This is a genomic window from Agromyces protaetiae, assembly GCF_004135405.1.
Taxonomy (GTDB): Bacteria; Actinomycetota; Actinomycetes; order Actinomycetales; family Microbacteriaceae; genus Agromyces; species Agromyces protaetiae.
The window spans coordinates 2738491-2749976 of the sequence record NZ_CP035491.1 but is presented as its reverse complement, the minus strand read 5'-3'; the positions used below and the strand labels follow the sequence as shown (position 1 = coordinate 2749976).

Annotated in this window: 10 protein-coding genes; 6 read left to right on the top strand and 4 right to left on the bottom strand. The window is 70.5% G+C overall.

Translation table 11 applies throughout. The annotated features are described in order from the left end of the window. Window positions 1–25 precede the first annotated feature (25 nt). A complete protein-coding gene (locus ET445_RS12780) occupies window positions 26–1699 on the top strand; it encodes a protein kinase family protein (RefSeq protein ID WP_129191631.1) in 1674 nt (557 codons plus the stop codon). Here ET445_RS12780 and sucB read toward each other — a convergent pair. From sucB to ET445_RS12765, 3 genes are all read right to left on the bottom strand, one after another. Next, entirely contained in the window at window positions 1696–3204 is a 1509-nt protein-coding gene (gene sucB / locus ET445_RS12775) for a 2-oxoglutarate dehydrogenase, E2 component, dihydrolipoamide succinyltransferase (protein ID WP_129191630.1), read from the bottom strand. The genes ET445_RS12780 and sucB overlap by 4 nt on opposite strands. A gap of 65 nt (window positions 3205–3269) precedes the next feature. Further along, on the bottom strand, window positions 3270–4643 hold the full coding sequence (gene lpdA / locus ET445_RS12770; RefSeq protein WP_129191629.1) for a dihydrolipoyl dehydrogenase: 1374 nt from the start codon (window positions 4641–4643) through the stop codon (window positions 3270–3272). Window positions 4644–4739: 96 nt separating this feature from the next. Beyond that, entirely contained in the window at window positions 4740–6218 is a 1479-nt protein-coding gene (locus ET445_RS12765; RefSeq protein ID WP_129191628.1) for a leucyl aminopeptidase, read from the bottom strand. Between the two features lie 87 nt (window positions 6219–6305). Between ET445_RS12765 and ET445_RS12760 the strand changes: the two genes are divergently transcribed. The 5 genes from ET445_RS12760 to ET445_RS17290 all read left to right on the top strand — a co-directional run bounded on the left by ET445_RS12760 (window position 6306) and on the right by ET445_RS17290 (window position 10975). Beyond that, on the top strand, window positions 6306–7232 hold the full coding sequence (locus ET445_RS12760) for a proteasome assembly chaperone family protein (RefSeq protein WP_129191627.1): 927 nt from the start codon (window positions 6306–6308) through the stop codon (window positions 7230–7232). Window positions 7233–7541: 309 nt separating this feature from the next. Then, complete coding sequence (locus ET445_RS12755; protein ID WP_129191626.1) at window positions 7542–8969, top strand: RNA polymerase sigma factor; 1428 nt, start codon at window positions 7542–7544, stop codon at window positions 8967–8969. Window positions 8970–8976: 7 nt separating this feature from the next. Then, the gene (locus tag ET445_RS12750) at window positions 8977–10242 is read left to right on the top strand and encodes a Mur ligase family protein (protein ID WP_129191625.1); all 1266 of its coding nucleotides are present in this window, start codon (window positions 8977–8979) and stop codon (window positions 10240–10242) included. Continuing rightward, complete coding sequence (locus ET445_RS17295) at window positions 10239–10532, top strand: hypothetical protein (RefSeq protein ID WP_165314397.1); 294 nt, start codon at window positions 10239–10241, stop codon at window positions 10530–10532. Before ET445_RS12750 ends, ET445_RS17295 begins: the two co-directional genes overlap by 4 nt. Beyond that, complete coding sequence (locus tag ET445_RS17290; RefSeq protein ID WP_165314396.1) at window positions 10493–10975, top strand: hypothetical protein; 483 nt, start codon at window positions 10493–10495, stop codon at window positions 10973–10975. Before ET445_RS17295 ends, ET445_RS17290 begins: the two co-directional genes overlap by 40 nt. A gap of 145 nt (window positions 10976–11120) precedes the next feature. Here ET445_RS17290 and ET445_RS12740 read toward each other — a convergent pair whose 3' ends face one another. After that, the gene (locus tag ET445_RS12740; RefSeq protein WP_129191623.1) at window positions 11121–11354 is read right to left on the bottom strand and encodes a DUF7455 domain-containing protein; all 234 of its coding nucleotides are present in this window, start codon (window positions 11352–11354) and stop codon (window positions 11121–11123) included. Window positions 11355–11486: the final 132 nt, after the last annotated feature.

Here is an 11486-nt window from a genome sequence, read left to right as displayed (position 1 = left end):
GTGGCGCGCGGACGAGCATCGGAGGATGCGTCGTCGATCCCACCCGCCTGTCACTCCCGTCCCGATCGACTCGGCTGCCTCCGCGGCGGCCGAGCGGATCGCGGGATTCCGCGTCGTCCGCCGGCTCGCCGACGGCGATCGCGCGTCGCTCCATCTCGTCACCGATGAGGCCGCGGGCGAGCTCGACGAGACCGGCGAGGCGGACGATGCCGCCGCGGGTGCCGCGTCGGCCGCTCGACTCGCGGTCCTCCGCCTGTACGATGCCGCAGCCGACCAACACGCCATCGCCGTCGAGGTCGAGGCGATGGCGGAGGGCTCCGCGCTCCCGCGACTCATCGACCTCGCCGTGCTGCCCGACGGTCGGACCTGCCTCTTCGTCGAACGGCTGGCAGGAGCATCGCTCGCGCAGCTCGTGCTCACGACGAATCTCATGCCAGGCGAAGCCGTCACGATCCTTGCCCCGATCGCCGTCGCGATCGGGGCGCTCGAGCGTCGCGGACTCGCGCACACCCGGCTCAGCGCCGCCGACGTGCTCTTCGACGAGCATGGGCGCCCTCGTCTCATCGGCACGGGCGCGCTCGTCCGTGCCGCAGACCTCGGCGGCGAGGGAACGGCGTGGACGGCGACGGTGCGGCAGATGCACGAATCGTTCGCAGCGCTCATCGAGGATGTCGCGGGCGCGACCCGTCCGGCCGGAGCACTCGCACCGGTCTCGAGCCTGCTTCGGGAACGACTCGCGGCTCGACCGTTCCGCTCGTGCACGGCCGAGATCGAACGGATGCTCTTCGCGCTCGCAGATCCGCTGCCGGTCCGGTCGGCCGTGCCGGTCGCGGGTGCTGCCGAGGCGCCGCGATGGCAGCACGCCGAGCGCGGCGGTGGCGTTCGAGCACCTCGGGATGGACGCGAGCGTCGGAGCCGCCTGGAGGCGCTCGGCCGGATCCTTCCGCGGATCCTCGGCCTCGGGAAGAGCGGCGGTCGGTTGGGCGTGGACGCGCACGAAGCTGCCGCCGACGCGACGGTTGCACCCGCATCGCAGCCGGGTCCGGCCTCGGCCGTCGTGGGCGCGGAGTTCGGCCTCGAGCCGTCGATCCTCGTTGCGTGGCGAGTCCGCCTCGTCGGCGCGTTGCGCCGTCACCGCCCGAAACTGCTCGTCGCCGGGCTCGTCGGCGGTGGCGCGCTCGTGCTGCTTCTCACGCTCGTGCCGCCGAGTGACGGCAGCACGAGCCCGGCGCATGCCGACCCGACCGGCCTGATCGGCGCGCCGATCGAAACGACCGGCGCGGGACGGAGTTCGGAGTCGGACGCGGCTCCGGCCGCTGACGCCAGGGCACGCCCGTCAGCCCCCGACGATTCGAGTCGAACCTCAGGCGTCGTCGGCGAAGAGGACCCCATCGCAGAAGCCGCTCGACTCCTCGCCGAACGTGCCGAGTGCCTCGAGCGACTCGACCTTGCGTGCCTCGACGGCGTCGTCGATGCGGGTTCGACGCTCGAGGCAGCCGATCGGGCAGCGATCGCCGCAGGCCAGCAGGGAGACGCGGTCGATGTCGAGGACTACGACCTGGCCGGAGCGCACGTCACCGGGACGATGGGCGACGCCTTCCTCGTCGAGGTGCCGTTCGCCGCGGCCGAACGCGAACCGGCCTCGGTCCTCATGATGAGGACCGAGGCCGGGTGGCGCTTGCGCGAGATCTTCGACTAGATGCCGAGGTCGCCCTCGAAATCGCCGCTCTCGAGGCGGTCCTTGACCGCGGTGAGGAAGCGGGCGGCGTCGGCGCCGTCGATGATGCGGTGGTCGTACGACAGGGCGAGGTAGACCATCGAACGGATCGCGATCGTGTCCTGGCCGTCCTGCGAGAGCACGACCGGGCGCTTCACGACGATTCCCGTGCCGAGGATCGCCGACTGCGGGAGGAACACGACGGGCGTGTCGAAGAGCGCGCCGCGCGAACCGGTGTTGGTCAGCGTGAACGTGCCGCCCGAGAGCTCGTCGGGCTTGAGCTGGTTGTTGCGCGTGCGCTCGGCCAAGTCGGCGATCTGCGCCGCGAGGCCCGCGATGTCGAGCGAACTCGCGTCACGGACGACGGGGGTGAGAAGGCCGCGCTCGGTGTCGACCGCGATCGAGATGTTCTCCTGCGCGGGGTAGACGATGGAGTCGCCGTCGACCGTCGAGTTGATGATCGGGTAGGCGCGGAGCGCCTCGGCGGCGGCGAGTGCGAAGAACGGCAGGAACGAGAGCTTGTTGCCCGTCTTCGCGAGGAAGTCGCCCTTCACCTTGTCGCGGAGACGGGCGACCTTCGTCACGTCGACCTCGACGACCGAGGTGAGCTGCGCGGTCGAGGTCATCGAGACGACGGCGCGCTCGGCGACGACCTTGCGGAGGCGCGTCATCGGGACGGTCGTGCCGCGGAGCGGCGACGTCTCGAGCACGGGACGCGCAGCCGCCGCGGGTGCGGCGGCGGCCGGCTGTGCGGCGAGCACGTCCTGCTTGCGGATGCGGCCGCCGACACCGGTGCCGGTGACGCTCGTGAGGTCGACGCCCTGCTCGTTCGCGAGCTTGCGGACGATCGGCGTCACGTAGCCCGAGCCGCCGGCGTGCGCGCCCGCGGAGGGAGCCTCGGCGACCGGAGCAGCGGGTGCGGCCGGAGCCTCGACCACGGGCGCCGGAGCGGCCGCGGCCGGCGGTGCCACGACGGGAGCGGCGGGTGCAGGCGCCGGGGCGGCGGGTGCGGCCGGGGCCTCGACCACGGGTGCCGGAGCGGGCGCTGCGGGCGGTGCGGCGACGGGAGCCGGTGTCGCGGGGGCAGCCGGTGCTTCGACGACGGGGGCCGGCGCCGGTGCGGTGGGCGCGGCTGGAGCCTCGACCACCGGGGCGGGTGCCGGTGCGGCAGGCGCCTCGACGACGGGAGCCGGTGCCGGGGCCGGAGCGGCGGCAGGTGCCTCGGGCGCGGCGGGAGCGGCCTCGGCCGACCCGTCGCCGATGGTCACGAGCGGTGCACCGACCTCGACGGTCTCGTCTTCTTGGACGAGGATCGCCTCGATGACACCGGCGACCGGCGACGGGATCTCGGTGTCGACCTTGTCGGTCGAGACCTCGAGCAGAGGCTCGTCGACCTCGACACGGTCGCCGACGTTCTTGAGCCAGCGGGTGACCGTGCCTTCAGTGACACTCTCACCGAGTGCCGGGAGGCTGACGGATACGCTCATTGCGGTGGTCTCCTTCACAGCGTTGGACGCGTTTAGCTTATTGCAGTCGTATTGAAATGCGCTGATCAGAGCGCGTGGAGCGGCTTGCCCGCGAGCTTGAGGAACGCCTCGCCGAGGGCCTCGTTCTGCGTGGGGTGCGCGTGGATGAAGGGAGCGACGTCCTCGGGGTACGCCTCCCAGTTGACGGCGAGCTGGGCTTCGCCGATGAGCTCGCCGACGCGGGCGCCGATCATGTGGACGCCGACGATGGGGCCGTCGTTGAGGCGGACCACCTTGATCGAGCCGCTCGTCTCGAGGATGTGGCTCTTGCCGTTGCCCGCGAGGTTGTAGTCGTACGACGAGACCTGGTCGGCGCCGAACTTCTCGGCGGCCTTCGCCTCGGTGTAGCCGACCGAAGCGACCTCGGGCTCGCAGTAGGTGACCTTGGGGATGTTCACGTCTTCGACGACGATCGGGTTCAGGCCCGCGATCTCTTCGGCGACGAAGATGCCCTGCTGGAACCCGCGGTGCGCGAGCTGGAGGCCGGGGACGATGTCGCCGACGGCGTAGATGCCGGGCACCGAGGTGCGGAGGCGCTCGTCGGTGATGACGAAGCCGCGGTCGATCGTGACGCCGGCCTCTTCGTAGCCGAGGCCCGCGGTCACGGGGCCGCGGCCGACGGCGACGAGCAGGAGCTCGGCCTCGACGGTCTCGCCGTTCTCGAGCGTCACGACGACGCCCTGGTCGTTCTGGACGACGCTCTGGAAGCGGACGCCGAGCTTGTACTCGATGCCGCGCTTGCGGAAGGCGCGCTCGAGCTGCTTCGAGATCGACTCCTCCTCGTTGGGGACGAGGTGGGGGAGCGCTTCGATGATCGTGACGTCGGCGCCGAACGACTTCCAGACGCTCGCGAACTCGACGCCGATGACGCCGCCGCCGAGGACGGCGACCTTGTTCGGGACGAAGTCGAGCTCGAGTGCCTGCTCGCTCGTGATCACGCGACCGCCGATCTCGAGGCCGGGGAGCGAGCGCGAGTACGAACCGGTCGCGAGGACGATGTTCTTGCCGACGTAGCGGGTGTCGCCGACCTGCACGGCGTTCGGGGCGACGAGACGGCCCTCGCCCTCGACGACGGTGATGCCGCGTGCCTTGATGAGGCCCTGCAGGCCCTTCCACTTGCTCGAGACGATGCCCTCGCGGTAGCTCGTGACGGCCGCGACGTCGATGCCCTCGAACGTCGAACGAACGCCGAACTTGGCGGACTCTCGCGAGCTGTCGGCGACCTCGGCCGCGTGGAGCAGCGCCTTGGTCGGGATGCAGCCGCGGTGGAGGCAGGTGCCGCCGAGCTTGTCCTTCTCGATCAGGGCGACGGTCGAGCCCAGTTCGACGGCGCGAAGCGCCGCCGCGTACCCGCCGCTGCCGCCTCCGAGGACGACCAGGTCAAAGTTCTGCTCGGACAACCGGATATCTCCTTCTTGTGCGGATCCGCAGGCGCGACTGCATCGGCGACTTCACGATGCAGGCTGCTCGGGCTGTTTTCGGCCCTAGAGACCTTACTACTTGGCGGCGAGGTCCTCGCCCAACTGCACAAGCGTCCGGACGGCCGCGCCGGTGGCGCCCGAGCCGGTGAATCCCCAGCCCGCGCCGGTGTTGTCGGCGGGGCCCGCGATGTCGAGGTGCGCCCACGGGATCCGCTCGGCGTCCTCGCCTTCGCGACGGCCGACGAACTCGCGGAGGAACACGCCGGCGAGGAGCATCCCTGGGGTCACCTGACCGAGTTTCGTGTTCGCGAGGTCCGCGACCTCCGACTTCAGGAGCGACTTCAGGTGCGCGGGGAGCGGCATCGGCCAGACGGCTTCGTCGACGGCGTCGGCGGCGGAGCGCACGCGGTCGACGAGGGTCGTGTCGCCCATGAGCCCCGAGATGCGGGTGCCGAGCGCGACGAGCTGAGCGCCCGTGAGGGTCGCGACGTCGATGATCGCGTCCGGCTGCTCCTCGCTCGCGGCGACGAGCGCGTCGGCCATGACGAGTCGGCCCTCGGCGTCGGTGTTCAGCACCTCGACGGTCTTGCCGCCGTACATGCGGAGCACGTCGTTCGGTCGGATGGCGGTGCCCGATGGGAGGTTCTCGGCGAGGCACAGCCAGGCGACGATCTTCACGGGTGCGCCGAGCTTCGCAACCGCGAGCGTCGACTGGAGCACCGCGGCGGCGCCCGCCATGTCGCCCTTCATGCCGATCATCGACGCGCCGGGCTTGAGCGAGAGTCCGCCCGAATCGAACGTGATGCCCTTGCCGACGAGGGCGAGGGTGAAGTCGGCGCCCTCGGGTGCGTACTCGACGCGCACGAGCCGAGGTCCGCGCGAGGATCCCTGGCCGACGCCCGCGATGCCGCCGAACCCGTCGGCGCGGAGCGCCGCGTCGTCCCAGACCCTCACGGCGAGCCCCGCGGCCTCGGCGGCTTCGGTCGCGAGCGAGGCGAAGACCTCGGGGTAGAGCTCGTCGGGGGACTGGTTGACGAGGTCCTTCGTGGTCGCGACGGCCTCGACGACGGCGCGCACCCGGTCGAGGTGCAGATCGGCCTCCGTGAACGGGGTGTGGGCGGCGATCGCGGTCGCGCCGGTCTTCGGCTCGGACCGGTAGGCGTTATAGCGGTACGCGCCGAGAGCGGCGCCCTCGAGCGCAGCGGCGACGTCCTGAGCGTCGGACGACGCGGGGGCGACGACGGCAACGGTCTCGACGTCGGCGAGCGCACGCAGCGCCGCGCCGGCCGCGAGGCGGAGGCTCGGGGCATCCGCTTGGTCGCCCGTACCGACGACCGCGACGATGCGCGGTGCGCCCTCGCGGCCTGGGAGCCGCGTCAGTTCCTCGGCCGAGCCCTTCGCGCCGAGCGAGGAGACTGCGGCTTGCACCCACTCGAAACCCTCGGGCGCCTGGACCTCTGCACCGGCTTCGCCGGCGGTCGCGAAGAAGAGGAGGACGTCGGCATCGGAGTCGGTTGCGGGCGCGGCGGACAGGGTGAGCAGGGGAGTCGGCATGGGGTCGATCGTACGTGTTCGCTCTGGGCACAGCCTCGGAACGACGCATCCGGGCGGCGCGTCATCGGGCGTCAGTACGCTGGAAGCATGCGCGATCCCCGCTCGCTCTTCGAGCTGAACCCCGACGTCCAGGTGCCCCGCGGACTCCCGCTGGTCGCCGGTCTGACGGGGTTCGCCGACGCGGGTTCCGCGGTGTCGCAGACGAACGAATACCTCCGTTCCGAGCTCGATCTCATCACCGTCGCGACCTTCGACATCGACGAGCTGCTCGACTACCGGGCGCGCCGTCCGATCATCCTCTTCGAGGGCGACCACATCACCGAGTACCGGGCTCCGGGCCTCCAGCTCGAGCTCGCGACCGACGAGATCGGGCAGCAGTTCCTCCTGCTCACGGGGTTCGAGCCCGACTTCCGCTGGGAGGCCTTCACGGCGGCGGTGCTGTGGCTCGTCGAGCGTTTCGGCGTGTCGTCGACGACGTGGGTGCATGCGATCCCCATGCCCGTGCCGCACACGCGCCCGATCCGCGTCACGGTGAGCGGCAACCGCGCCGAACTCGTCGAGTCGATGTCGGTCTGGCGCCCCACGACCGAGGCGCCCGCGAACGCGCTCCACCTCGTCGAGGTCAGGCTGCAAGAACTCGGTCATCCGACCGCGGGCTTCGTGCTCCTCGTTCCCCACTACCTCGCTGACGCCGAGTATCCGGCCGCCGCGCTCGCAGCGCTCGACGCCATCAGCGCCGCGACCGGCCGCATCTTCCCGACCGACGCGCTGCGCGAGCAGGGGCGCGAGTTCCTCGGGCGCATCGACGAGCAAGTGTCCGACAACACCGAGCTCGCGAAGCTCGTCGGCACACTCGAGGAGCGGCACGACGCCTATATGGAGGGCACGAGCCTCCGCTCACCGCTGACCGACGAAGACGGCGCGCTGCCCTCGGCCGATGAGATCGCCGCGGAGCTCGAGAAGTTCCTCGCTCGTCGTCGGAGTCGAGACGACGATTCGCCGGCGATCGACTGAGCGGTCGCGTCGCGTCGCGTCGTATGGGCCGGCGCTCGGCACGGGACATCCGGATGCCTCCCGCGAGCGCCTGCGGAATGCCCGACGCCTCCCGCACGTTGTAGATGATCGTGACGGGCCTGACGGCGCGCCGACGAGTCGGTTCGCGCGGCCGGAGGGGATGCGCTTGTATAATGGTGCGAAGGACCCGTTCTCGTCCGGATTCGCACAGCGAATCGCAGCGGACTTGACATGGGTCCTTGTAGTGTCCGAAATCCACGGACCCGCAGCACGTGCCGGCGCTTCGAGCGCCTCGCCCGCGCGACGGTGATGAGAGGTCGAAAACGTATGGCAACCAAGTCCGCGACCGCCGCCGAGGCTGAGGCCCCGAAGGCTGCTCCGGCGAAGCGCGCGTCGACGTCGGCGAAGTCGACGACGACCGCGAAGACGGCGGCGAAGCCCGCCGCGAAGACTGCTGCGGCTGCGAAGCCGGCAGCGAAGACCGCTGCGGCGAAGTCGACCTCGGCTTCCAAGACCGCACCCAAGACGGCCTCGAAGACGCCCCGCACGGCGACCGCCAAGGCGGCGACGCGCTCGAAGGCGAAGCCGAAGACCGACGACGAGCTCGAGGACGACGCCGAGGTCGACCCCGAAGAGCTCGAAGACGTCGCGGTCGAGACCGTCGAGGTCGCGGAGGTCGTGGCCGATGCAGACGAAGCCGACGCCGACGACGAGGAGGACGCGGCGCCCATTCCGACGGAGCCGCACCCGACCGGTGCGCTCGTACTCCGCGCCGCCGACGACGAAGACGAGGTCCCGGTCTACTCGAGCGCCATCACGGGCGCCACGGCCGACCCCGTCAAGGACTACCTCAAGCAGATCGGCAAGGTCGCGCTCCTGAACGCGGCCGAAGAGGTCGAGCTCGCGATGCGCATCGAGGCGGGTCTGTTCGCCGAGGAGAAGCTCTCGCACATGAGCGAGCCCGAGAAGCGCACGCAACTCGGTCGCGAGCTGCAGTGGGTCGCGAAAGACGGTCAGCGTGCGAAGAGCCACCTGCTCGGCGCGAACCTGCGCCTCGTGGTCTCGCTCGCCAAGCGCTACACGGGTCGCGGCATGCAGTTCCTCGACCTCATCCAGGAGGGCAACCTGGGCCTCATCCGTGCGGTCGAGAAGTTCGACTACACGAAGGGCTTCAAGTTCTCGACCTACGCGACGTGGTGGATCCGCCAGGCGATCACGCGTGCCATGGCCGACCAGGCCCGCACGATCCGCATCCCCGTGCACATGGTCGAGGTCATCAACAAGCTCGCCCGCGTCCAGCGTCAGATGCTGCAAGACCTCGGGCGCGAACCCACCCCCGAAGAGCTCTCGCGCGAACTCGACATGACCCCCGAGAAGGTCATCGAGGTGCAGAAGTACGGCCGCGAGCCGATCTCGCTGCACACGCCCCTCGGTGAAGACGGCGACAGCGAGTTCGGCGACCTCATCGAAGACACCGAGGCGGTCGTCCCGGCCGACGCCGTGGGCTTCACGATGCTGCAGAAGCAGCTCGAGTCGCTCCTCGACTCGCTCTCCGAGCGCGAGGCGGGCGTCATCCGCATGCGCTTCGGCCTCGGCGACGGCATGCCGAAGACGCTCGACCAGATCGGCGACACCTTCGGCGTCACGCGCGAGCGCATCCGACAGATCGAGTCGAAGACGATGGCGAAGCTCCGCCACCCGTCGCGCTCGCAGTCGCTCCGCGACTACCTCGAGTAGGCCGCTCTTGCGATACGCGCCGGCGATCCTCGTCGGCAGACTCACCCGATTCGCCGCCCGGCTGCGCAAGCCGGGCGGCGGTTCGGCGATTCCGGGTCTCGTCGTCAACCGCATCGCCCCCGGCTATCTGAAGCGCACGCTCTCGGGCTTCCCGCAGGGACTCGTCGTCGTGACGGGCTCTGCCGGCAAATCGACGACGACGAAGATGCTCGTCGCGATCCTGCGGGCGCACGGCGCGTCGGTGTTCACCAACCCGTCGACCGCGAACATCAGCCAAGGCCTCACCTCGGCGCTCCTCGAGCGCGCCGACTGGCGCGGGCGGGTCCCGGGCGACATCGCCGTGCTCGAGATGGACGAGGGCCACGGTGCGCTCGTCATGCAGGGCGTCGATGCCCGCATCGTGACCCTCACGAACGTCATGGTCGACCAGATCGACCGCTTCCACGATCCGCAGATGGTCGTCGGCATGCTCGCCCGCATCGCTGGGCGCGCGCGCGAAGCGGTCGTCGTGAACGCCGACGATGCGAACGTCGAGCGGATCGCCGCGCGCGTTCCCGACGGCATCGAAGTGAAGCGGTTCGGCGTCTCGCAGGCCGTCCTCGACGGCGCCCCGCGCGGACTCGGATACACCGACACCGCCGAGGATCGGCTGGCGAGCGACAGCGATCGCCACGGCATCGTGGTCGAGGCGGTCGACGGTCGATCGGCCGTGCTGCGCGACGGTGACGCATCCGTCGACGTGCAGCTTCCCGCGCGAGGCATCCATTACGGCGTCGACGCGGCAGCCGCCTACGCGACCGCGAAGGCGGCGCTCGGCGAGCGGTTCGATCAGGATGTCGCAGCCCGCGCGTTGAGCGAGATCCCCGCCGTCTTCGGGCGCGGCGAACGCGTCACCGTGCGCGGGCAAGAAGTCGACTTCGTGCTCATCCAGAACACGGCGAGCTACCAGCTCAACGTCGACGGCATCGCACCCGGTACCGAGCAGATCCTCTTCGCGATCGGCTCCGACGTGCGCGACCCGTCCTACTTCTGGCCGGCCGACGCATCCTCGCTCGGGCGCGTCGCGATCGTGAGCGGCTCGAAGGCGCACGAAGCGGCGCTCATGCTCGCCTACGACGGGGTCGCGATCGACCGCGTCGAGACCGACCTCCCCACTGCGATCGACGACTTCCTCGCCGCACCGGCTCCTGCGTCGGGTGTCAAGACGATCGTCTTCAGCGCCGACTCGATGCGCCGCACCCGCGCCCACCTCGGACTCACGGAGGCCGAATGACCTTCACGATCCTGAGCATCGTGCCGTCGCTCCTCGACACCAACGGCGACGCGCAGAACGCCGCCGTGCTCGCGCAGCGGCTCCGCTGGGCAGGCCACGATGCCGTCGTCGTCGGCGTCGAAGACGCGAGCGAGCTGCCCGATCGGGTCGACGCCATCGTCGTCGGATCGGGCAGCGACTCGACGCTCGAGGCCGCGCGCGCGCGCCTCTTGACGATGCACGACGAGTTCCGTCGCTGGGCACCGAGGGCGTGCCGATCCTCGCGGTCGGCACGGGGTACGAACTGCTGAGCTGGGGCGTCGAGTCCGCCGACGGCACCGTCGTCGAGGGCCTCGGCATCCTTCCGGGTCGCGCAGTTCCGCACGCCGGACCCCGCGTGACGGGCGACCTCGTCATCCGTTCGCCCAGGTTCGGCCACCTCGTCGGCTTCGAGAACCACGCGCGCGACTACGTGCAGGCCGAGGCGTCGCCGCTCGGGCGCATCGTGGCGGGCGAGGGCAACGGCCGCGGCTCCGGGCAGGAGGGCGTCGTCATGGGCTGGGTGCTCGGCACGCACCTGCACGGGCCGGTGCTCGCGAAGAATCCTGCATTCGCGGATGCGATCCTCGTCGAGGTCGCGTCGCGCGCCGGCGTCGAATACGCGCCGGGCGAGCCGGCGATCGTGGTCGACGGGTACGCGGCCGAGGCGCGCGCGGCGCAGCTCGCGGCCGCGGGCGTCACACTTCCGAGCTGAGGCGGCTTCGGGACATCCGGATGCCTCGTGCGCGACGTCGACGTACAGCGACCCGACGACCGCAACCGGCCGAACGCCTCCGCATACGACGAACGCCCCGCCGATCCGGCGGGGCGTTCGTCGTGAAGTCTGAGGTCGTGCCGACTCAGTCGCGGGTGTCGACGAGGAGGCGGTTGCTCTCGTCGTGCCACGAGTGGGCGATCTGGGAGAGCTTCTCCTGGTGCTTGCGCCCGTGGTGGGCGCAGAACAGCAGTTCGCCGCTCGCGACCTCGACGCGGATGTAGGCCTGGGCGCCGCACGCATCGCACCGGTCAAGGGCGGTGAGCTCGTAGGCAGCCTCGGCGTCGACCTCTCGGGTGGTCTCGGTGTACTCCGTCATGGCTCCTCCTCTTCGCGCACGCTCGAAATTCCGTATAGCAATGAAAACACGCCGTGGGAGCACTCCCTTCCCATGTGCCGGGAGTTTCGCTCAGCGCGTAGCGCCTGGCCGGGAGTGTCGGTCGCGATAAGT